Source organism: Streptomyces sp. NPDC059355, from assembly GCF_042752335.1.
Taxonomy (GTDB): Bacteria; Actinomycetota; Actinomycetes; order Streptomycetales; family Streptomycetaceae; genus Streptomyces.
Genome location: NZ_JBHYXN010000008.1, coordinates 1 through 20,686 on the forward strand (window position 1 = coordinate 1; position 20,686 = coordinate 20,686).

Genomic DNA, 20,686 nt, shown 5'->3' on the forward strand with positions numbered 1-20,686 from the left:
GTGCGTGCGATCGCAAGGCGGAGGAGGGAATCGACGCGGAGCGTCGGTGACTGACGACAACGCGGCGAGCGTGCGTGCCAGGCCCCGCCGGCCAGCCGGGACTTTGACGACACGACCTAGGGGTGTCCACCGGATCAGGGGTCGGCAGGGCCCCGGCCCCCGCCTTCGGCCGGGTGTCAGGCGCGGCCCTGCTGCCCGGCGGCCGAGCCCGTCGGGGTCGCCGAGGGGCTCGGGGCCGCAGGGGTCTGCGGGGCGTCGCAGGTGACCTTGTCGCGCGGGGTGTAGTGCGTGCGGTAGGTCTCCCGCTTGACCTCCTGCCCGCCCTGGACGAAGACCCGGTCGACGGCCACGTCGAAGCCCTCCAGCGGGGTCTGCACCTCGCAGGTCGGACCGGATCCGGTCCGCTTGGCCGGCGGGGTGGTGTTCGTCCGCGGGCCCTGGGTCGCGCGTATCTCGTCGTACTTCTTCGTGCCGAGCAGGCTGATGGTCAGCGAGGTGTCGGTGGACTGCGCCTGGACGTAGATCGCGTGGCCGGAGTCGTTCTTCCAGCGCAGGTCGAGGGTGCCCCAGGCGACGGTGGCCTCACGGCCCTCGGGGTAGCGCTCGATGTAGAACGAGTGGGCCCCGTGCTCGACGGGCTTGACGCCGGCGAAGAACATGGCGTTGTACATGGTCGTCGCGACCGCCGAGACGCCGCCGCCGGGGGACTTCACGTACTGGCCGTCATTGATCATGATGCCGTCGACGAAGCCGTTCTCCTTGGTCCGCTCGCCGACCGTCTTGTTGAAGCTCCACGTCTCGCCGGGCAGCACGACGGAGCCGTTGATCAGCTCCACGGCCCGCCCGACGTTGGTGGTGCGGTACGGCGCGGCCGGGAAGTTGACCGTGAAGGAGGACATCTTCTCCTTGATGCCCAGGCTCTGGGCATTCGCGGCGGTCAGTCGCGGGTGGACCGTCGTCACGGCGACCTCACCCGTACGGGCGGCGCCGGTGCGCGTCAGCAGCGGGACCACTGCGTCGGCGAAGGCCTTTTCGGTGACCTGCACCCCGGAGCGCCCGTCCTGGGCGACGACCGCGCGGCCGGCGGAGTCCACGCGGAAGGTGGCCCCGCGGGAGGGGCTGGTGGCCGCCGCGACCTGCCGGGCGACCGCGGGCTCGGCCAGCAGTCCCTTGGCGTCGAGCTCGGGGACCAGGCGGCCCTTCGCGTCGGGCTCGACCGACAGGTGCCTGCCGAGCACGGCGGGGGTGAGCGTGACGGTCTTCCCGGCCACCTTCAGCGTGACCGGGCCGGACATCGCGGGCTCGGCGAACTCCTTCAGGGCCCGCGCGGTCTCCTGCTGCCCCACGGCCGGCGGCTTCCGGTCCACGGGGAGGGCGACCGGCCCGGCCTGCGGGCGCAGGTAGGCGGTGCGCACGGTGTCGGCCGTCCGGTCGGCGCGTACGGCGATGCCGGTGACGGGGGCGGTGGCCCGGGCCGTACCGTCCTCGAAGGTGATGTCGCCGTCGCGGGCGTCGCGGCCGGCGGCGGTGATCCGGTCGACCTCGGCGGTGCTCGTGGGGCCGTCCGTACGGATCACGGGCTCGACCTCACGGTTCTCGGCCGGGGTGAGCAGGCGGCCGATCACGGTGAAGGGGTCGGCTCCGGACTGCGCCGCGCGGTCGACGGTGGCGGCGGTGTCCAGGGACAGCCCGAAGGCGGCGGGTGCGGCCTTCTCGGCGCGGTCGCCGATCCGCAGCTCGATCGGGGCGGCCGCGGCGGGGCCGAGCGCGCCGTCGAGCGCGGTCTTGGCATCCGTACGGCTCATGCCGCCGATGTCGACGCCCCGTACGTGAGTGCCGTCGGCGATGGCGTCGCCCGCCACGGCCAGACCGGTGAGGTAGAGGCCGCCGAAGCCGAGGACGGCGGCTCCGCCGACGAAGGGCAGGGCCGTCCGCCGGTTGATCGTCAGGCGGTGTATGCGTCGCATGTCTCTCGTCTCTCCCGGTGCCGGTGGCGCTGGTGGATCGGTGTGGACCGGGAACCAGCATTCATCAATTCGGACTAAAAGGGTCGAAAATGTGCCTGTTCTCACGAGGAGCGACAGACCCGGTGCCGCCGGAGCCGGCCGGCCGAAAATCAGGCCACTTGGTTCGGATTGGCCCTGTTGGGCCGTTCGGGGGATGCCACACGGTAAGACCTGTCGGTCTTTGGCTCCTCGAAAGGCTCCACCGGTGTCCCTCGCCCCCGTCCGCCCCGCGCGGCGTCTGCCCCGCCGGCTCCTGCAGCTCTACGTCGGGCTCGCGCTGTACGGCGCGAGCTCCGCGTTCCTGGTCCGCGCCGGGCTGGGGCTCGACCCGTGGGACGTCTTCCACCAGGGGCTCGCCGAGCGCACGGGGTGGAGCATCGGCACGGTCTCGGTGGCCGTCGGCGCGCTGGTCCTGCTCCTGTGGGTGCCGCTGCGGCAGCGCCCCGGGCTCGGGACCGTCTCCAACGTGTTCGCCGTCGGCCTGACCATGGACGCCACGCTCGCGGTGCTGCCAGACGTGCACGGCGCGGTCGCGCAGGCCGCGCTGCTGACGGCGGGCATCGTCCTCAACGGGGTCGCGACCGGCCTCTACATCGCCGCACGCTTCGGGCCGGGCCCGCGCGACGGCCTCATGACCGGGCTGCACCGGCGGACCGGGCGCTCGCTGCGGCTGGTCCGTACCGGGATCGAGCTCACGGTCCTGGCGGCCGGAGTCCTCCTGGGCGGCACGGCGGGGGTGGGCACGGTGGCGTACGCCCTGGCCATCGGCCCGCTCTCACAGCTCTTCCTCCGCGTCTTCGCCCTCCCGGAGGAGGAGAAGGCCCCGGAACCGGCTCGGGGCGCAGAACCGGCTGGGGCCGCGGCACCGGCTCGGGCCGTGGATCCCGTGCGGGGCTGACCTGCCGGCGCTCCCCCGGCCGGTCATCCGACCTGGCGGCGGACCAGCTCGCGGAACGGGCCCGCCGGATCGGCGAGCAGGTCGGCGGGCGGGCCCTGCTGGGCGATCCGGCCGTCCGCCATCACGATCACCCGATCGGCGTCCATGACGGTGGACAGCCGGTGGGCGATCACGATGCGGGTGGCGCGCAGGGCGCGGGTGGACTCGATGACCACGCGCTGGGCCTCGTTGTCCAGGGCGCTGGTGGCCTCGTCCAGGAACAGGACGCGCGGCTTGCCGATGAGGGCCTGGGCGATCATCAGCCGCTGGCGCTGGCCGCCCGAGACGGTGCCGCCGCCGTCGGACAGCACGGTGTGCAGGCCCATCGGCATGGCCTCGATGTCCTCGGCGAGGCCGGCGAGCGCGGCGGCCTCCGCCGCCTCTTCGAGGGAGTACGTACCGGAGCCTCGGATGCAGTCGAGGATCGACCCGGAGAACGGCTGCGCGTTCTGCAGGACGACACCGCACTGGCGGCGTACGGCCGCCTGGTCGAGGGCGGCCAGGTCCTGGCCGTCGTACAGCACGCTGCCGGAGACCGGCCGGTCGAAGCCGATGAGCATGCGCAGCAGGGTCGACTTGCCGCAGCCGCTGGCTCCGACGACCGCGACGAACTCCCCCGGCCGCACCGCGAACGACACGTCGTCCAGGACGAGCGGGCCGTCGTCGGCGTACCGGTACGCGAGGTTGCGCACCTCGACGGCGCCGCTGAGCTCGCCCGGCCGGATGCCCTCGGTCCGTACCTCCGGGGCCGCCTGGAGCAGCGGCTTGACCTGCTCGAACATCGGCTGCACTGCGGCGGCCGAGAGGAGTGCGCCGGTCAGCTGGGTGGCGGAGGACAGCATCATCGTCACGGCCGTGCTGAAGGTGAGGAACTCGGCCGCCGACATGGTGCCGCGGGCCGGTCCGGCCAGCAGCATGAACATCGCGAGCGTGCAGAGCGGCAGATAAACCGCGTTGAGGACGGTGAGGACGTTCTTGATCCGGCCGATGCGCCGGTGCAGTTCGCGGGTACGGGCGAACTCCCGCGCCCAAGCCGCGTACGCGAAGCTCTCGGCGGCCGCCACGCGCAGTTTGGGGAGTCCGCGCAGGGTCTGGAACGCCTGGTTGTCGAGCTTGTTGCCGAGCCGGATCAGCCGGCGCTGGTAGCGCAGCTGCCACAGCCCGAGCCCCAGGAAGACGGCGGCGACGCCGAGCAGCATGGCGAGCGCCGCCAGCGCCAGCGGCACGCTGTAGACGAGCAGCAGCACGAGGTTCATCGCGCCGACGGTGCCCGCCTGGAGGGACACCGAGACGATGCCGGACAGCAGGCTGCGGATGGAGCTGATGCCCATGGCCGCGGCGGCGAGCTCCCCGGTGGAACGGCCCGCGAAGAAGGTCACCGGGAGGCGCAGCAGCCGGTCCCATACGGCCGGTTGCAGGGTGGCCTCGATGCGTCCCTCCATCCGCAGGACGGAGATGTTCTGGAGCAGCATGAAGGCGGCCGAGACCACGCTGGTCGCGACGAGCGCCAGCGCGGTCTGCACGATGAGGCTGTCCTCGGCGTGCGGTACGTACATGCCGAGCACCCGGCCGGTGGCCACGGGGACGAGCGCGCCGAGGCCGACGGCTCCGAGCCCGCCCAGGATCAGGCTGCGCAGGTCCTGGCCGCTGCCGCGGACGCTGAAGCGGACGAGGTGCAGCAGGCCCGGCTTCCGGTCGGGCAGGGGGCGGTAGAACATGACGGCATGGGGCGCGAAGGCGGCCGCGTTGCCCTGGCGGACGCGCTCGCGGGCGCCGGTGGCCGGGTCGACGGCCTCGTACCGGCCGCGCCGCCAGAGCAGCGCGACGGGTGTCCCGTCGTCCGCGCGCCGGCCGACGAGGGGGCCGCCGCACTCCCGCCACCAGCGGCCGGTGAGCTTGACGGGGCGGGTGCGCACGCGGGAGGCGAGGGCGATGCGTTCGACCGGGTCCGTCCGCGCAGGGCCGGGGGCCGCGTCCGCGCCCGTGGGCCCGGTCAGGGCGATGCCGGCTTCGGCGGCCACCAGACGGCACGCGGCGAAGGTCGCGTCGTCGCCCGCGGCGCCCCGCGTGCCCCGGCGGGAGCGGCCGATGGAGTCGAGCAGGGCGCGGTCCGCCTGGGTACGGGCCGCCTCGCCGGCCTCGATGCCGGCCGCGGTGCGGTCCGCGTGGTCGCGCTCGTCCTGCTCGATGCGGCGGTCCAGGGCGGACAGCAGCCGGTACTGCCGGTCCACCATGCCCTGCCACACGCTCTCGTCGACGAGGAGCGTGCCCGCCGCGCCTTCGTACGGCTCGTACACGGCGCCGTACTGCACGCTGCCCGGCGGGACCTGCATCCAGAGGATGTCCTCGTCGGCGCCGCCCCGGGCAGCGGTGTCCGGGCCGCCGTCCAGCGGCGCCTGGTACAGCACGCGCAGCCCCCGGCCGATGCCGCGGGCGAAGGCGTCCTCGAGCGGGCTGGGCCCGGGCTGCCACGCCTCGGTGTGGCCGCCGTGGCCGCCGTGGTCGGCGTACCCGCCGTGCCGGCCCCGGTCTCCGCCGTACGCGGGGACCCCCGGGGCTCCGTACTCCGGCCGGTGCAGCTCGCGCAGCTCGATGCGGCGCAGTACGCAGCCTTGCAGCGGGCGCCCGGTCAGCGTGTGCGCGGGGCCGTCGACCGGGCCGAGCAGCAGCGACCCCGACTCCAGCCGGCCGAGGAAGTGCCAGTGGCCCGCCTGCGCGGCGTCGACGGCGAACAGGTCCAGCTCGCCCTGGACCACGAGCCACAGTACGAGCGGCCCGTCCAGGGACAGGCTGCGCAGGCCCGTGCAGTCGACGGCCGAGCCGAGCCCGCCGAGGGCCGCGACGACGGGATCCGGTACGGGGTGGGGACGGTAGGCCTGTTGCGGGGTCGCCACGTCAGTGCTCCTTGACCAGTGCGGCGTACGCGCCCTGCGCGGCGAGGAGTTGCTCGTGCCGTCCGCGCTCCACGACCGTGCCCCGGTCGAGTACGACGATCTCGTCGCTGTCGCGCACGGTGCTCAGCCGGTGGGCGATCACCACGCAGGCGCAGCCGCGGCGCCGGAGGTTGTCGATGACGATCTGCTCGGTCGCCGCGTCCAGGGCGCTGGTGACCTCGTCCAGGATCATGACGCTGGGACGGCGCACCAGGGCGCGGGCGATCTCCAGGCGCTGGCGCTGGCCGCCGGAGAAATTGCGCCCGTCCTGCTCGACGCGGCTGTGGATGCCGCCGGCCCGCCGCGCGACCACGTCGTACACGGCGGCGTCCTGGAGGGCGGCGACGACGGCCTCGTCCGTGATGGAGGGGTCCCAGAGGGCGACGTTGTCGCGGACGGTGCCCTCGAAGAGGAAGACGTCCTGGTCCACGAACGACACGGAGGCGGCCAGCGCGCCGCGCGGGATGTCCTCCAGCCGCATCCCGTCGATGCGGATGGCACCCTCCCACGGCGTGTAGAGGCCGGAAATCAGGCGGGAGACGGTGGACTTGCCGCTGCCGGAGCCGCCGACGAGAGCGATCTGCTGCCCGGGGCCGACCGCGAGCGAGACGCCCTTCAGCAGCGGCGCGTCGAGGGGGCTGTAGCCGAAGGTGATGCCGTCCAGCTCCACGTGGCCCTTGAGCCGGCGGGTGCCGGAGAGCGGCTCGCGGCGCAGGTAAAGGGGGTCGACGGGAAAGTTCTCGACGTCCCGCAGCCGGGCGATGTCGGCGGCGAAGTCCTGGATCCGTCCGGCCACTGCGCCCAGGCGGGTGATCGGGGCGGTGAAGCTGGTCACGAGGGCCTGGAAGGCGACGAGCAGGCCGACCGAAAGGTGCCCCTCCACCGCCCGCAGGCCGCCGATCATCAGGATCAGCGCGCTGTTGAGGGCGGCGAGCGTGGGTGCGACCACGGCCAGCCAGGCGCTGGGGACGCCGAGCCGCTGCTGTACGTCGAGGGTGACGGCGTGCTGGCCGGCCCAGCGGCGGAAGAAGGCGTTCTCCCCGCCGGTGGCCTTCATCGTCTCGATGAGCTGGAGGCCGCTGTACGAGGTGTTGGTGAGCCGGGCGCTCTCGGCGCGCAGCTTCTGCGTGCCGGTGGCCCTCATCCTCATCACGATCCGCAGGGCCGCGAGGTTGAGCAGCGCGATGAGCACGCCGACGAGGGTGAGTTGCGGATCGTACGTCCACAGCAGGACCGCGTAGAGCACGACCACGACGGCGTCCACGCCGGCGGCGGCCAGGTCGCGGGCGAGGGTCTCGGCGACCGCGTCGTTGGACTGGAGGCGCTGGACGAGGTCGGCGGGGTTGCGCTGGGTGAAGAAGGCGACGGGAAGCCGCAGCAGGTGGCGCAGGAAGCGGGCGCTGCCGAGCGTCGAGGAGATGATGCGGCCGCGCAGCAGGTTGGCCTGCTGCAGCCAGGTGAGTACGGCCGTGAGGACGAGGGCCGCCGCCATCGCCGTGAACAGCACGCCCAGCAGGGAGGTCTGCGCGCCGATGAGGAACATGTCGATGTACGTGCGGCTGAGCGCGGGCACCGTCGCACCGACGGCCACCAGCAGGAGGCTGGAGAGCACGGCGGCGAGCATCGTCCCCGAGGTGCCGCGCAGGCGGGCCGGCACGGCGCTCATGACGCCCTGTCTGCGGCCGGTGCGGCGAAACCGCGGGCCGGGTTCGAAGACGAGCGCGATGCCGGTGAAGGCGGTGTCGAACTCCTCCATGGGGACGAACCGGCGCCCCTTGGCGGGGTCGTTGACGTACGCGCCCCGGCGGCCGAGGCGCCGGCCGGTGCCCTCGTGGACGACGTAGTGGTTGAACTCCCAGAAGAGGATGGCGGGCGGGCTCAGGCGGGCGAGCGCGGCGAGGTCCATCTGCATGCCCTTGGCGGTCAGCCCGTAGCCGCGGGCGGCCTTCAGCAGGTTGCCGGCGCGGGAGCCGTCGCGCGACACCCCGCAGGCGATGCGCAGTTCTTCCAGCGGTACGAACCGGCCGTGGTGGCCGAGCACCATGGCGAGCGCGGCGGCCCCGCACTCCACGGCCTCCATCTGGAGCACGGTGGGCGTGCGCACGGGACGGGGCGTGCGGCGCGGGGGGCGCGGCCGGCCGCGGGAGGAGGTGGTCACGGGAGCAGCCAATCGACGGGGCGCTGTGCGGGGAGGTGGACGGCTCCGGTCACCGGCGTCGTCGAGTCGAGGGGGTAGGGGGGCCCGTCCGCGGTGGACCAGCGGTAGCCGGAGGTGGTCGCGGAGGAGCGTTCGAGCTGCACGAGCACCGCCACGGGATTGCCCTGGCGGGCGAACTGCGCGGCGAGGCGGGCGTCTCCGAGGAAGCCGCCGATCTGCGCCTGCGTCTGGGGCGCCCGCCCGACTTCCTTGACGCGCCCGCGCAGCACGCCGAAGCGCTCCCGGGGGACGGACTGGACGTCCACGTCGACGGAGGCCCCGACGCGGATCTCCGCACCGCCGCCCCCGGACACGTAGAGCACCGCGACCAACGGCTCGTCCGCGCCGCTGACCCGTTCCAGGACGGCGAGGTCGGCGCCCACCGCCACGACGGCGCCCGTCTTGGCGACCAGGCCCGTCACCCGGCCGCCGGCCACGGCGCGCACGGTCCGTTCGCCTTGCTCGGTGGCGACTTGGAGCAGGGGCGCGCCGGGGGAAAGCAGTTGCCCCTCTTTGGCGAGCACGGTGGTGACCTGCCCGGAGAAAGGACTCTGGAGCAGATAACTGCCTTGGGCGCGCGTGAGTATTCCGGGTGCGCTCAGCTTGGCGGAAACGGACCCGCCGTACGCCCACACACCGGCGGCGGCCACGACGAGAACGCTCACGCAGAGCACGATTCTCCCCTGCGGCCGGGCGAACCGGACGGGCACATCGAGCTCGTCACCGGATTGCAGTTTGGAGAGCGCCTTTCGACGAAACTGCACGAACTCCCCTTCTCACACGGCAGACCCCGGAACGAGAAATACGCTCCGGGGTCCACTCACACGGACATCCGACTCAGAGGCCGGCGACACCGGCGCGCACGCCGGCGATGCCCTCGACCTGGCCGGGCAGGGCCTGCACGCCCTGGACCGTGTGAAGCGAGGTGACCGTGTTCACCACGTGGAAGACGTCGCCGGTCACGGCGCCGAGCAGCCCACCGGAAATGCTGACACCGCCGGAAACCGCGTCCAGCTCGTTGTCGGCGATCTCACGGGTCTCGATGTCGTTACGCATGATGTGCGCACCCTTTCAGTCGTCTGATCATTCTCGAATAACGCGGCCAACCAGGACCCACGCCGGACAGATGAAAGCACGCGAACAACCAACGCAGCCAACCACGTTGAGACCTCTCATGAACGGGGACGAGGACACACAGCACGAACTCTCCGGCCATTCCCGCAGATCCCCACACCCCCTCCACAAGATCGAGTAACACATCCGGCCGCCCCGTCAGCCCGAATGCCCAAACGCGCCCAAACCACCCCAGGAACCCACCGGGGATGTAACAGGACCCACCCCCTCCACTTTCACCGGGTGAAGATTCCCGGGAGCGGCACCCCGTGACGACCCGACCACGATCCGTAGACTTCGGCAGCCGCCCGGCTATGGTCGGCCCATGGAACGGGTGCGCAGCAGAGTGATCGTCCACGGCGAGGTGCAGGGGGTCTTCTTCCGCGACTCCTGCCGCCGCACGGCCCTCGAGTACGGCGTGTCGGGCTGGGTCCGCAACCTCCCGGACGGCACGGTCGAGGCGGCCTTCGAGGGCCCCGCGGAGGCGGTGGCCCACCTGATCACCTGGACCCGCCAGGGCCCACCCACAGCCGCGGTCACCCGAGTGGAAGTCCACGAGGAACCCCCTCAGGCCCTCGCGACCTTCGAGATCCTGGCCTAGCCGGACGGAAGGCGGCGCCACCGAGAGCGCCGCCCGGGTGCCGGCCGCCGGCGTTCGGCATAGCGGACCAGGGCGTCCGGGCCTGCGGTGCGGACCCAGACCGGTGCGCCGACGATGATGCGCTGGGTACCGGCGAGTCCGGTGCGGTCGAGATGCCACCGCGCCGGGTCGAGGGTGATGTCGGAATAGATCACCGCGAACCACTCGGCATCGGCGGCATGACCCAGCGCGAGCGGGCGCGTCCAGGGGGCGTCGTCGTGGTCGGGGTTGTCCGCCCGCTCCCTGTCGTTGAGGGCGATCGACAACGCCTCGACGGCGAGCCCGTGATCGTCCCACTGCGAGGTGTTCCGTCGGCCCCGGCTCTGCAGGAGTTCAGCGACGGCATACCAGGCGGACGACGAGCTTCCTTCCAGCGCTTCGCCGCGGCGGAAGTCGAGAGTGTTGTCCAGGCTGCCGAACAGGCACAGGTCGACCCGCTGACCGACTGCGTTCCGGGTCCGGGTGTGCAGCACGACCCCCTTGTCCCTGGCCGGTCCGTCAGTGAACGCAGAGAAGGCCACCGCACCCAGGCCCGTCGCGAACAACACCGGATGCGGCTCCTGATAGGTCACCGCGGTCTGCCGTCTCGCGGCCGCCGTCAACCGGTCGGCCACCCGCCGGCGGCTGCGCTCCCGCACTTGCGAGCCCGCGAGCTCCATCGTCGGGAGGGGGACGCCGAAGGCTGATTCCGGTGTCCTGACAGCGGTGACCCGCCACGACCGGTCGAGACGGATGCCGTTGTCCAGTTCGAGCGCGCGGACCTGGCGCTCGGACCAGTACCGGTACCGGGTGATGTCACGTCCTCGTCGCACTGCCACCTCCGCCAGGTGGGACGACCCTACCCACCCGGCCGAACCGCAATGCCGGCATCACATGGGAAAGGCCGTTCCCTCATGGATGAGAGAACGGCCTCCGACGTGCGTAAAGCACAGTCGGGACGACAGGATTTGAACCTGCGACCCCTTGACCCCCAGTCAAGTGCGCTACCAAGCTGCGCCACGTCCCGATGCGCGCTGACCTGGGGTTTCCCCGGGGTGAACGCGCACGAGAACGATACCGCACTTCCTGGGGTGGTCGCGCGCACCTTTCGCGGGATCGGGGCGGGCTTGACCTCAAGCGGGCTTGAGGTTGCACGATCGGTGCATGACACAGGCAACCGCGGACACGGGGTTCCGCTACGACGATCTGGGCCGGCTCATCGCGCTCATGACCGGGGCCGAGAAGCACGGGCCCGCCGCGCATTCCACGCTCGACGTGCTGTGGGTGCTCTACGACCGGGTGCTGCGCGTGGAGCCCGGGGGCGCCGAGGAGCCCGGGCGGGACCGGTTCCTGCTCTCCAAGGGGCACGGGCCGATGGCGTACTACGCCGTGCTCGCCGCCAAGGGCTTCTTCCCACAGGACTGGCTGCGCGGGTTCGGCTCGTACGACTCGCCCCTCGGGCACCATCCGGACCGCACGCTGATCCCCGGAGTGGAGATCGGCAGCGGCTCGCTCGGGCACGGGCTGCCGCTCGCGGTCGGCAGTGCGCTCGGGCTGCGGGCGCAGGGGCTGGAGGAGCCTGCGGTGTGGGTGCTGATCGGCGACGCGGAGCTCGACGAGGGCAGCAACCACGAGGCCATCGCCTATGCCGGCGCCGCCGGGCTGGAGCGGCTGCACACCGTGGTGATCGACAACGACTCCGCGACCCACGGCTGGCGCGGCGGGATCGCCTCCCGCTTCGAAGCCGCCGGCTGGTCGGCGGTCACCGTCGACGGCCGGGACCACGAGGCGTTGCACGCCGCCTTCACCACACCGCATCCGGGCCGGCCCCACGCCGTCGTCGCCCGTGTCGAGAAGAAGCAGTAGAGGGGTAGACCGTGGACAACATGCGGGAGCGGTTCGTTTCCGTCACTTCGCGCGCGCTCGACGAGGATCCGCGCCTCGCGCTCGTGCTCGCCGAGATCACCATGGACGGGTTCCGGCCCGACCGGCAGCGCCATCCGGAGCGGGTGATCAACGTCGGGATCCGGGAGCAGCTGCTCATCGGGGTCGGCGGCGGGCTGGCGCTGACCGGGCTGCGGCCGATCGTGCACACCTTCGCCAGCTTCCTGGTGGAGCGGCCGTTCGAGCAGGTCAAGCTGGACTTCGGGCACCAGGGCACGGGCGGGGTCCTGGTCAGCGCGAACGCCAGCTACGACTGGCCGGCCGGCGGGTACACCCACATGGCTCCCGGCGACGTGGCCCTGCTGGACACGCTCGACGGCTGGACGGTCCACGTGCCGGGGCATCCGGACGAGGCCGAGGCGCTGCTGCGCCACGCCTACGCAGCCGGGGACGACAAGGTCTACGTCCGCCTCTCGCAGCAGGCGAACGCCGCCCCGCGTCCGGTGGACGGCGTGGGCTTGCGGACCGTACGGGAGGGAGGTCCCGGCGCCGCCGTCGTCGTCGCCGTCGGACCGCTGCTGGACAACGTGCTCGCCGCGACCGAGGGGCTGGACGTGACCGTGCTGTACGCCACCACCGTGCGGCCCTTCGACGACGCGGCGCTGCGCGAGGCCGTCGGCCGGGGCCGGGCCGAGGTCGTCCTGGTCGAGCCGTACCTGGCCGGCACCGCCACCGCGGCCGCCGCCCAGGCCCTGTCGGATGTCCCGCACCGGATCCTCGGCCTCGGCATCGGGCGCGCCGAGCTCCGCCGCTACGGCACGATGGACGAGCACATCGCCGCGCACGGTCTGGACCCGCACTCCCTCCGCCGGAGGATCGGCGCCTTCGTCTAGAGGGTGTCCGCGAGGTCCGGGTGGGCCGCGGCCAGGCGTTTGGGGGCCGCCTGGAGCCAGGAGTCGATCAGGATCGCGCGCAGCTCGGCGGCGCTCTCCAGCGCCGCGAGCCGGACCCGGAGCCAGGCGTAGTTGTCGTCGTGGCCCGCCCGGACGAAGAACTTCTCCGGCTCGGCGGCGATCAGCTCCGCTCGCTCCTCCTTCGGGCACTTCACCCCGATCGAGGCGTCGTCCTCACCGAGCGCGGCGAAGATCTTCCCGGCCACCCGGAAGGTGGGCGTGCCCCACGCGGGCTTCTCGCTGCTGTCCGGGAGCGACAGTGCGGCCGTACGGACGTCCTCGGCGGTCACGGCCATCGCGCGACTCCTCTCCCCACCACCGGTCGGGCACCGGGGTGGTGTCGTCGACCGTAGCGCCGGCCACTGACAACCGCCCCCGGGCGCCGGCCCGGCCCCCGCCCTCACCCCGCCCTCACCCCGCCCGCACTGCCACCGCGCCCTCATCCCGCCCGTTTCCCGTCCTCCCGCGCATGGATGATCTCCACCAGCTCCGCCGCCAGGGACTTGGCCGTCGCCAGCCCCTGCGTCCCCCACCGGCGCGGCTCCACGTCCACCGCGCACACCGTGCCCAGGACCACCCCCCTCCGGTCGGTCAGCGGCGCGCCCACGTACGAGCGGACCCCGCTCTCGTCCACCACCGCGTTTCCCGCGAAACGCGCGAAGTCCCGTACGTCCTCCAGCACCAGCGCCCGGCGCCGCACCACCACGTGCGGGCAGTACCCGTGGTCCCGGGGCAGCACCCGCGCCGGGTACCCGCTCGCCGGGGCGTCCGCCGCGTGGTGCAGCCCGGCGAAGAACTGCCTTTCCTCGCCGATGAAGTTGACCCCCGCGTACGGGGCCGCCAGCACGTCGGCGACCTGCCGTGCGAAGGCGTCGAGCTCGCTGTCCGCCCGTTCCCCCAGGCCCAGTTCGCGCAGTCGGACGGTGCGCGCGGGCGCCTCCCGGTCCACCGGCGTGAGCAGCAGGTGTCCGGTCGACTCGTAGTACGTCATCTCGGTTCTCCCCTGTCCGGATTCCATGGTTGCGCCGGGTCGGTCGCCGCCGTGAAGAGCAGGTGGTGCACCAGGGCGGCCAGCGCACCCGTCCCCGAGCTGGTCAGCCGCGCGTCGCACCGTACGACCGGCACCTCGGGCCCGAGCCCCACCGCCTCCCGGACCTCCCCGGCGGTGTAGCGGTGGCCCCCGTCGAACTCGTTGACGGCGACGATGAACCCGATGCCGCGGCGTTCGAAGAAGTCCACGGCCGGGAAGCAGTCGTCGAGCCGGCGCGTGTCCGCGAGCACCACCGCACCGAGCGCGCCCGCGCACAGTTCCTCCCACAGGAACCAGAACCGCTCCTGCCCCGGCGTCCCGAAGAGGTACAGGACGTGCCGCTCGTCCAGGGTGATCCGCCCGAAGTCGAGCGCGACCGTCGTCGAGGTCTTCGCCTCGACCCCGTCGAGCGGGTCGGGGCCCTCGCTCAGCCCGCTGAGCAGCTCCTCCGTGCACAGCGGCTCGATCTCGCTCACCGCGCCCACGAAGGTCGTCTTGCCCGCCCCGAACCCGCCCGCGACCAGGATCTTCAGCGTCGCGGGCAGGACGGGGGCGGGACGGGTGTCACAGTCGTCGGCGTAGGCCATCGAGCACCGCCCGGAGCAGGTTCTGGTCGTCAGCGGCGACGTATCCGCCGCCCGGGAACCGCGGCGCCTGCGCCGTGACGGCCCCGGATTCCATCAGGTCGGACAGGAGCACCTTCACCACCACCGCCGGCAGCCGCAGCTGTCCGGCCACCTCGGCGACGGTGACGGCCGCGGAGCCCGCGCACAGGCGCAGCGCGAGCGTGTGCTCGGCGCCGAGCGGGCCGCGCGGCCGCACTCCCGTCGCGGTCACCAGGGACAGCAGGTCGAGTGCCGCGGCCGGGCGGGTCCGGCCGCCGCTGGCCGTGTACGGGCGCATCACCCGGCCCGCCGAATCGTCGAGCCAGGGCGTGTCGCGCGGGGCCCCCGTGCCGTACGCGGCGCGGGCGCGCATCACTCCGGGTCGCCGACGGGCCGCCGCGGCGGGGCCGCGAGGTACGGCCGGACGCTCTTGACCAGCATCGCCATCTCGTAGCCGAGCACTCCCGCGTCGGCCTCCCGGTCGGCCAGGACCGCGAGGCAGGTGCCCACCCCGGCGGACGACACGAAGACGAGCGCGGAGTCGAGCTCGACCACCACCTGCCGGACCTCCGCCCCGCCCCCGAACCGGGATCCGGCGCTCCGCCCGAGCGAATACAGCCCGGAGGCCAGCGCCGCCAGGTGGTCGGCGCTGTCGCTGTCGAGGCCGTGGACGCAGCTGACGAGGCCGTCGGCGGTCAGGAGGACCGCGCTGCGCGTGTAGGGGACCCGCTGGACCAGGCCGCTGAGCAGCCAGTCCAGGTCCGAGAGCCGACTGGTCTTCGTCGCCGCTTCGCCGCCCATGGTGGTGCGCTCCTTGCCGAGGTGAGAGGTCGGGGTCATGGCTGGTTCTCCGACTGGGCGAGGCCGAAGCCCCGTTGGAAGGCGGCCATCAGGCCCGGGTCGTGCACGGGTTGTTCGGGCGTGTCGGCCGGCTTCGGGGCGGGGGCGTCCCGCAGCTGCGGGGCGAGGTGGTGCTGGGCCCGGCGCCGGGGCAGGGTCGGCCGGTCGGGATCCGTCCGGGCGGCCGGTACGGCGGCCACCACCGTGGCCGGCGGGGCCGGCGGTACGGGCGCGGGCGCCGCGGGCACCGGTTCGCATACGACCGACTCCCAAACGGCCGGCTCCCGTACGGCCTGCTCGTGTACGGCCTGCTCCCGTACGACCGGCCGCGCGGGCGGCGCGGGCGGCGGGGCCGCCCAGGCCGGTGCGGCCGGCTCCGGCTCCCTCCGTGCCTGCGGCTGCGGCATCGGCCGCGGCACCGCCACCCGCACGGGCTCCAGCGGGGGCATCGCCGCGCCCCCGTCGCCGGTCCCCCCCGACGTGGCCCGGGAGCCCCCGAGCGCATCGGCGGCGCTCGGCGCCTCCGCCCCCAGCAGTTCCTGGGGCAGCACCAGCACCGCGAGCACGCCGCCGTAGATGTTGGACTTCAGCTCGACGGCGATCCCGTGCCGCCGGGCCAGCGCCGACACCACGAACAGGCCGATCCGCCCGTCCGCGAGCAGGTGCCGGACGCTGACCTGATCGGGATCGACGAGCAGCGCGTTCATGCGGCGCTGCTCCGCGGCCGGCATGCCCAGCCCGCGGTCCTCCACCTCCACGGCGATGCCCGCGGTGACCCGCTCGGCCCGCAGCACCACGTCGGTGTCGGGGGCGGAGAACACCGTGGCGTTCTCGACCAGTTCGGCCAGCAGGTGCACGACGTCGGCGACGGCGTGGCCGCGTACGGTGCCGCCCGCCGGGGGCACCACCTTGACCCGCGTGTACTGCTCGACCTCCGCGACGGAAGAGCGCAGCACCTCGCTCAGGTCGATGGGCCGGGTCCATTGTCGCCGGGAGGCGGCGCCGCCGAGTACGGCCAGGTTCTCGGCGTGGCGGCGGATCCGGGTGGCGAGGTGGTCGACGTGGAAGAGCTCCTTGAGGAGGTCGGGGTCCTCGACCGTGTCCTCCATCTCGTCGAGCAGCGAGATCTCCCGGTGCACGAGGGACTGGAGCCGGCGCGCGAGGTTGACGAAGACCTCTACCTTGCGGTCGCTGTCGGACGGCGCGGCCGGGCCGGCCAGCCGTACGAGGGTCGTGTGCGCGTGTTCGCGGGCGCCGCGCAGTTCCTGGGAGAGCAGCCAGAACTCGTCCACCCGGTCCGGGTCGCTGCCGGGCGGCGGCGCCGTCGGGCCGCCGCGGACGGGGCGGACCGGCTGCTCACCCCGCTCCAGGCGCTCGGCGGCCGTCCGCAGCTCCTGGCGTCCGCGCATGCTGGAGCGGCGCAGGGCCTCGCAGCGGTCCCGGACGGCCTTGGCGGAGCGCCGGGCCCCGAGCAGGGCGGCGGCCAGCGCTCCGACGACGAGCAGCGCGCAGCCCGCGAGGACCGGCCACAGCCGGGCGTCCCGCTCCCCCGCGCCGCCGCCCAGCTGGAGGGTGAAGATCACCGCGGCGGCCCCGCTGAGCCCGGCGGCGAGCGTGGGCAGCAGGGCGGCGCGGACCAGCTGGGGACGTATCTGCCGGACGGGACCGGTGACGGCGTGTCTCGACGGGGCGTGGCGGGCGGCGCGGAGTCCGGACATCGGCGTCCTCTACGTGGGGCCCGGGCCCCCAGGGTTCCGGGGCCCGGTGTGGATCACAGTGTTGATCACCGGATACCCACGCTAGACCGCACAATCCCGCCGCTGACAGACAGTTGGGGAACTTCGCCGGGATGCTTCCCGCTCCCGGCGGAGCGCTCGTACGACAGCCCGAATCCGCCGGGGGCGCGCATTCGCAGCGGCCCCGGCGGACGTACCACCCCCCGCTGTCGGAACACCGGCTACGAGCCGACGGCCTCCGGTTCTTCGTGCGCGGCGGCCGGGGGACGCGTGGCGGCGACCGGGCGGGAGGACGCCGCCGGTACGGGCGGGGCCGAGGCGACGAACGGGCGCCACCACGCCTCGCTCGGGGCGTCCGCGTCGCCCGGCTCGAACGGCTGGCCCGGGATCGGCAGTGCGATCGCCGCCCCGGTGGCCTCGGCGGCGGCCACGGTGCCCTCGCCCGGCTCGTCCCACGGGTGCAGCGCCAGATTGAAGGTGCCCCAGTGGATCGGGAGCATCGTGCCGTGCGGGATGCCGCCCTGGAGGTCGAGGTGGGCCTGCATGCCCTCCTCGGGAGTCATGTGGATGTCGGGCCAGTACTCCGAGTACGCACCGATCTGGATCATCGTGGCGTCGAAGGGGCCGTGCGCAGCGCCGATCTCCGCGAACCCGGGGAAGTACCCGGTGTCGCCGCTGTGGAAGATCCGGTGCTCGTCGCCCGCGACCACCCACGAGGCCCACAGGGTGTTCTGCTGGTTGCGCAGGCCCCTCCCGCAGAAGTGCCGTGCCGGGGTCGCCGTCAGCGAGAGCCCCGCGACCTCCGTGGCCTCGTTCCAGTCGAGCTCGCGCAGCCGGTCCGGTGACACGCCCCAGCGCTCCAGGTGGGCGCCCACGCCGAGCGGGACGGCGAAGACCGTGTCCGTCCCGGCCAGCTCCTTGATCGTCGGCAGGTCGAGGTGGTCGTAGTGGTCGTGCGAGATCACCACGACGTCGACCGGCCCCAGCGAGGCCAGCGGTACGGGCGCGGGGTGCAGCCGCTTGGGACCGGCGAACGGGAACGGGGAGCACCGCTCACCCCACACCGGGTCGAACAGCACCCGCCGCCCGTCGATCTCCGCGAGCACGCCCGAGTGCCCCATCCAGGTCAGGCGCAACCCGCTCACCGGCGGCTTCGCCAGCTCGGCGAGCGTCGTCGGATACACCGGGATCGGCGCGCCGGGGTTGCGCCGGGTCCGCTGCTCCTTGTGGAAGTAGATCTTGGCGAACTCCATCATGGAGCCGGAGGGCCTGGTCCGGGCCCCGACCGGGTTCTGGAAGACGCCGTCGGCGAAGTTCGGCGATCGCCGGATCCGCTCCAGGCGGGCGCCGGACGGATCCGCGCCGAAGGCTTCGGGCCGCAAGGCGCGCAGCCGAGGACGCAGGGGACGGGAGCCGGTCAAAGCGCCTCCTGGGAGGGTGGGGCGGATGGTCGTGAGGCCGTAGGGAATACCGGTCTACCACCATGCCAACGCGCACCGGCCTCGAAGGATTCCGCCGCGCGCCCCCGTTCTCGCGCCGCCTCCACGACCGCCCCCGCCGGCCCGTTCCCCCCGGACCCGCCCCCTGCGCGCTACAGCGGCAGCAGGTCCGGACGCTTCGCCTCCACGTGGTCCCCCGAGGACTCCCCGCGCAGCCGCCGTCCGATCCACGGCACCAGGTACTCCCGGGCCCACTGGATGTTGTCCCGGGTCACGTCCACCGAGCCGCGCGGCTGTTGGGGCGGCCACGGCTGGTCGGGATCGGCCGGCACCTCCAGCCCCAGTACCTGGGCGGCGCGCAGCGCGACCCGGGTGTGCCCCTCCGGTGAGAGGTGCAGCCGGTCGTCGTCCCATGCCCGCCGGTCCTGTACGGACTTCAGCGACCACAGGTCGAGCACCGGGCAGTCGTACCGGTCGGCGATGGCGCGCACGTGCGCGCTGTACGTCGCCACCTTGCCCCGCAGGTGCTTGAGGACCGGAACGCCGCGGGTGTCGAAGCCCGTGGTGATCATGACCCGGCCGACCGCTCCGGTGAGGTCGGCGACCGCCGCCTCGAACCGCTCCGCCACGTCGTCCGGGTCGCTGCCGGGCCGGATGATGTCGTTCCCGCCCGCGCAGAAGCTCACCAGGTCGGGTGCGAGCTCCTTGGCCCGCGGGACCTGCTCGGCCACGATCTGGTCGAGGAGGCGCCCCCGCACGGCCAGGTTCGCGTACCGGAATTCGTTTTCCTCGCGCTGATCGGCCAGGAGTACGGCCAGTCGGTCCGCCCAGCCGAGAAAGGTCTCCCCGGGTCCCGGGTCCCCCACACCCTCGGTGAAGCTGTCCCCGATCGCCGCGTACGAGCCGATGGTCTTGAGTGTCGTCGTCGCTGCCACGAGAACACATCCTTCACCCCGGTGCGTGACCTACGCCACCGTAGGCAGGGGTTGACGGACCGTGATCTATACCACCCGGTCGGTACGGAATAACAGCGCGTGAGGCCGGGACCCCCCTCGGGTCCCGGCCTCACGTGTCCGACTGCCTCTCCGACGGCGGGAGCCGTCAGATGCTCACACCCTTCGAGCGGAGGTAGGCCAGCGGGTCGATGTCCGAGCCGTAGGACGGCCCGGTGCGGATCTCGAAGTGCAGGTGCGGGCCGGTCGAGTTGCCGGTGGAGCCGGAGAGGCCGATGGTCTGGCCGCCGGTGACGCTCTGGCCGACCGAGACGGAGAGCTGGGACAGGTGGCCGTACTGGGAGTACTTGCCGTCCGCGTGCCGGATGACGACCTCGTTGCCGTACGCACCGCCCCAGCCCGCGGAGACCACGGTGCCCGCGCCGACGGCACGGACGGTGGTGCCGGAGCTCGCGATGAAGTCGACACCGGTGTGGTAACCGCTGGACCACATGGCGCCGGGGGTCTTGTACGGGGTGGAGATGCCGCCACCGCCGACGGGGGCGACGAAGCCGGCGGCGCTCACCGCGGCGGCGGACTTGACGGCGGTGCTCTTCTTGGCGGGAGCGGCGGCGGGGGCAGGGGCCGGCGCGGCGTCCGCGGAGCCCTTCGCCTTCGAGGCCGGGTCCGCAGCCGAGGCCGCGGCCGAGGACTTCTTCGCCGGGGCCGGGGCCGCCTTCCGCGCGGGAGCCTCGCCCTTCGCGGCGAGGGTCAGCTTCAGCCCGGGGTGGATCAGCGAGGGGTCGGCGCCGACGGCCTCGCGGTTGTCGGCGTACAGCTGCTGCCAGCCGCCCGAGAGGTGGCGGTCCTGGGCGATCTTGGAGAGGTAGTCCCCCGGCACGACCGTGTAGACGGCCGAAGTGGCGGGAGAGCCCTGCGCGACAGCGGCGGGCGCGGCCTGCGGCGCCGCCGGAAGCTGCGGCGCCTGCACGGGTGCGGCGGCGGGCGCGGCGGCCGGGGCTCCGGCCGCCTGGGCGCCGGCGGCACCCAGCAGCGGCAGCGCGAGGGCCGCACCGCCGGTGCCCGCGACGGCGAAGCCGCGCGCCACGGAACGGGACTTGGGACGTCGGTGCTTACCCTTTGCAGGCATGGCGAATTCCTCTCCGTCGCCTGCGAGGTGAGCTGTCGGGTTCGGACTGGAGATGTCCGGCCGTCCGTGAACAGAACATGAACGGCTTCACCCCGAGCTGTTCCGATGCGAATGATCGGGAACAGCGGCCTACCTGGTTCCCCCGCTCCTGCCGCGCGCGTGAATAGTCGGGTGCGGTTTCCGGACGGCGGCAGGATTCGGCGGTCCATCCGGATCGATCGCGAAGGTAATCGAGTTGAGCCACACCGAACAAGCCACGAATTTCCTGACGGATTCACAGAACCGGGAATCCACCGGAATTCCGGTCACCCT

At 73.1% G+C, this 20,686-nt stretch carries 19 protein-coding genes, 1 tRNA gene and 1 riboswitch; of the genes, 4 read left to right on the forward strand and 16 right to left on the reverse strand.

Going from position 1 to position 20,686, the window contains the following annotated elements; translation table 11 throughout:
- Positions 1-176: 176 nt before the first annotated feature.
- Positions 177-1,967, reverse strand: coding sequence for a VanW family protein (locus ACFXGI_RS10020; protein ID WP_384704942.1), 1,791 nt, complete (start codon positions 1,965-1,967; stop codon positions 177-179).
- A gap of 244 nt (positions 1,968-2,211) precedes the next feature.
- Here ACFXGI_RS10020 and ACFXGI_RS10025 point away from each other — a divergent pair, with 244 nt between their 5' ends.
- Positions 2,212-2,904, forward strand: a complete 693-nt coding sequence (locus tag ACFXGI_RS10025) for a YitT family protein (RefSeq protein WP_384704943.1) — start codon at positions 2,212-2,214, stop codon at positions 2,902-2,904.
- A gap of 23 nt (positions 2,905-2,927) precedes the next feature.
- Here ACFXGI_RS10025 and ACFXGI_RS10030 read toward each other — a convergent pair whose 3' ends face one another.
- The 4 genes from ACFXGI_RS10030 to ACFXGI_RS10045 form a co-directional block, all read right to left on the reverse strand.
- Positions 2,928-5,837 (reverse strand): NHLP bacteriocin export ABC transporter permease/ATPase subunit, encoded by a 2,910-nt coding sequence (locus ACFXGI_RS10030; protein ID WP_384704944.1) that lies wholly within the window; start codon positions 5,835-5,837, stop codon positions 2,928-2,930.
- A 1-nt stretch (position 5,838) separates the two neighbouring features.
- Entirely contained in the window at positions 5,839-7,980 is a 2,142-nt protein-coding gene (locus ACFXGI_RS10035) for an NHLP family bacteriocin export ABC transporter peptidase/permease/ATPase subunit (protein ID WP_384704945.1), read from the reverse strand.
- A 50-nt stretch (positions 7,981-8,030) separates the two neighbouring features.
- The gene (locus ACFXGI_RS10040; RefSeq protein WP_384704946.1) at positions 8,031-8,837 is read right to left on the reverse strand and encodes a hypothetical protein; all 807 of its coding nucleotides are present in this window, start codon (positions 8,835-8,837) and stop codon (positions 8,031-8,033) included.
- A 73-nt stretch (positions 8,838-8,910) separates the two neighbouring features.
- Entirely contained in the window at positions 8,911-9,129 is a 219-nt protein-coding gene (locus ACFXGI_RS10045; RefSeq protein ID WP_030869645.1) for a hypothetical protein, read from the reverse strand.
- 382 nt (positions 9,130-9,511) lie between these two features.
- On the opposite strand from ACFXGI_RS10045, the gene ACFXGI_RS10050 reads away from it, so the two are divergent.
- The gene (locus tag ACFXGI_RS10050; RefSeq protein WP_384704947.1) at positions 9,512-9,787 is read left to right on the forward strand and encodes an acylphosphatase; all 276 of its coding nucleotides are present in this window, start codon (positions 9,512-9,514) and stop codon (positions 9,785-9,787) included.
- Here ACFXGI_RS10050 and ACFXGI_RS10055 read toward each other — a convergent pair.
- Positions 9,784-10,485 (reverse strand): hypothetical protein, encoded by a 702-nt coding sequence (locus tag ACFXGI_RS10055; protein WP_384704948.1) that lies wholly within the window; start codon positions 10,483-10,485, stop codon positions 9,784-9,786. The two genes, ACFXGI_RS10050 and ACFXGI_RS10055, sit on opposite strands and share 4 nt — an antisense overlap.
- 273 nt (positions 10,486-10,758) lie before the next feature.
- A tRNA-Pro gene (locus ACFXGI_RS10060) sits at positions 10,759-10,832 on the reverse strand.
- Positions 10,833-10,969: 137 nt separating this feature from the next.
- Between ACFXGI_RS10060 and ACFXGI_RS10065 the strand changes: the two genes are divergently transcribed.
- Positions 10,970-11,671 (forward strand): transketolase, encoded by a 702-nt coding sequence (locus tag ACFXGI_RS10065; protein ID WP_384704949.1) that lies wholly within the window; start codon positions 10,970-10,972, stop codon positions 11,669-11,671.
- A gap of 11 nt (positions 11,672-11,682) precedes the next feature.
- A complete protein-coding gene (locus ACFXGI_RS10070; protein WP_384704950.1) occupies positions 11,683-12,582 on the forward strand; it encodes a transketolase family protein in 900 nt (299 codons plus the stop codon).
- On the opposite strand, the gene ACFXGI_RS10075 is transcribed toward ACFXGI_RS10070, so the two are convergent.
- From ACFXGI_RS10075 to ACFXGI_RS10115, 9 genes are all read right to left on the reverse strand, one after another.
- The gene (locus ACFXGI_RS10075) at positions 12,579-12,938 is read right to left on the reverse strand and encodes an MmcQ/YjbR family DNA-binding protein (RefSeq protein ID WP_384704951.1); all 360 of its coding nucleotides are present in this window, start codon (positions 12,936-12,938) and stop codon (positions 12,579-12,581) included. The two genes, ACFXGI_RS10070 and ACFXGI_RS10075, sit on opposite strands and share 4 nt — an antisense overlap.
- Before the next feature lie 143 nt (positions 12,939-13,081).
- Positions 13,082-13,633, reverse strand: a complete 552-nt coding sequence (locus tag ACFXGI_RS10080; RefSeq protein ID WP_384704952.1) for a GAF domain-containing protein — start codon at positions 13,631-13,633, stop codon at positions 13,082-13,084.
- Positions 13,630-14,259 carry an ATP/GTP-binding protein gene (locus ACFXGI_RS10085; protein WP_384704953.1) on the reverse strand — a complete coding sequence of 210 codons (630 nt, stop codon included), beginning with the start codon at positions 14,257-14,259 and terminating at the stop codon, positions 13,630-13,632. Before ACFXGI_RS10085 ends, ACFXGI_RS10080 begins: the two co-directional genes overlap by 4 nt.
- The gene (locus tag ACFXGI_RS10090) at positions 14,237-14,650 is read right to left on the reverse strand and encodes a DUF742 domain-containing protein (protein WP_384704954.1); all 414 of its coding nucleotides are present in this window, start codon (positions 14,648-14,650) and stop codon (positions 14,237-14,239) included. Before ACFXGI_RS10090 ends, ACFXGI_RS10085 begins: the two co-directional genes overlap by 23 nt.
- Positions 14,650-15,078 (reverse strand): roadblock/LC7 domain-containing protein, encoded by a 429-nt coding sequence (locus tag ACFXGI_RS10095; RefSeq protein ID WP_384705118.1) that lies wholly within the window; start codon positions 15,076-15,078, stop codon positions 14,650-14,652. The genes ACFXGI_RS10090 and ACFXGI_RS10095 overlap by 1 nt, the downstream gene beginning before the upstream one ends.
- Before the next feature lie 35 nt (positions 15,079-15,113).
- Complete coding sequence (locus tag ACFXGI_RS10100; RefSeq protein WP_384704955.1) at positions 15,114-16,835, reverse strand: sensor histidine kinase; 1,722 nt, start codon at positions 16,833-16,835, stop codon at positions 15,114-15,116.
- A 239-nt stretch (positions 16,836-17,074) separates the two neighbouring features.
- On the reverse strand, positions 17,075-18,274 hold the full coding sequence (locus ACFXGI_RS10105) for an MBL fold metallo-hydrolase (protein ID WP_384704956.1): 1,200 nt from the start codon (positions 18,272-18,274) through the stop codon (positions 17,075-17,077).
- A 170-nt stretch (positions 18,275-18,444) separates the two neighbouring features.
- Positions 18,445-19,227 carry an SGNH/GDSL hydrolase family protein gene (locus ACFXGI_RS10110; protein WP_384704957.1) on the reverse strand — a complete coding sequence of 261 codons (783 nt, stop codon included), beginning with the start codon at positions 19,225-19,227 and terminating at the stop codon, positions 18,445-18,447.
- 166 nt (positions 19,228-19,393) lie between these two features.
- Positions 19,394-20,374: a peptidoglycan DD-metalloendopeptidase family protein gene (locus ACFXGI_RS10115; protein ID WP_384704958.1), complete on the reverse strand. Its 981-nt coding sequence runs from the start codon at positions 20,372-20,374 to the stop codon at positions 19,394-19,396.
- Between the two features lie 4 nt (positions 20,375-20,378).
- Positions 20,379-20,587, reverse strand: a riboswitch (cyclic di-AMP (ydaO/yuaA leader).
- Between the last annotated feature and the right edge of the window lie 99 nt (positions 20,588-20,686).

Excerpts from the sequence above, each read along its gene's own strand:
- ACFXGI_RS10020 (WP_384704942.1), bottom strand. The coding sequence starts at position 1,967 with ATGCGACGCATACACCGCCTGACGATCAACCGGCGGACGGCCCTGCCC.
- ACFXGI_RS10045 (WP_030869645.1), bottom strand. The coding sequence starts at position 9,129 with ATGCGTAACGACATCGAGACCCGTGAGATCGCCGACAACGAGCTGGAC.
- ACFXGI_RS10050 (WP_384704947.1), top strand. The coding sequence starts at position 9,512 with ATGGAACGGGTGCGCAGCAGAGTGATCGTCCACGGCGAGGTGCAGGGG.
- ACFXGI_RS10055 (WP_384704948.1), bottom strand. The coding sequence starts at position 10,485 with ATGGAGCTCGCGGGCTCGCAAGTGCGGGAGCGCAGCCGCCGGCGGGTG.
- ACFXGI_RS10065 (WP_384704949.1), top strand. The coding sequence starts at position 10,970 with ATGACACAGGCAACCGCGGACACGGGGTTCCGCTACGACGATCTGGGC.
- ACFXGI_RS10075 (WP_384704951.1), bottom strand. The coding sequence starts at position 12,938 with ATGGCCGTGACCGCCGAGGACGTCCGTACGGCCGCACTGTCGCTCCCG.
- ACFXGI_RS10080 (WP_384704952.1), bottom strand. The coding sequence starts at position 13,633 with ATGACGTACTACGAGTCGACCGGACACCTGCTGCTCACGCCGGTGGAC.
- ACFXGI_RS10085 (WP_384704953.1), bottom strand. The coding sequence starts at position 14,259 with ATGGCCTACGCCGACGACTGTGACACCCGTCCCGCCCCCGTCCTGCCC.
- ACFXGI_RS10090 (WP_384704954.1), bottom strand. The coding sequence starts at position 14,650 with ATGCGCGCCCGCGCCGCGTACGGCACGGGGGCCCCGCGCGACACGCCC.
- ACFXGI_RS10095 (WP_384705118.1), bottom strand. The coding sequence starts at position 15,078 with ATGGGCGGCGAAGCGGCGACGAAGACCAGTCGGCTCTCGGACCTGGAC.
- ACFXGI_RS10100 (WP_384704955.1), bottom strand. The coding sequence starts at position 16,835 with ATGTCCGGACTCCGCGCCGCCCGCCACGCCCCGTCGAGACACGCCGTC.
- ACFXGI_RS10115 (WP_384704958.1), bottom strand. The coding sequence starts at position 20,374 with ATGCCTGCAAAGGGTAAGCACCGACGTCCCAAGTCCCGTTCCGTGGCG.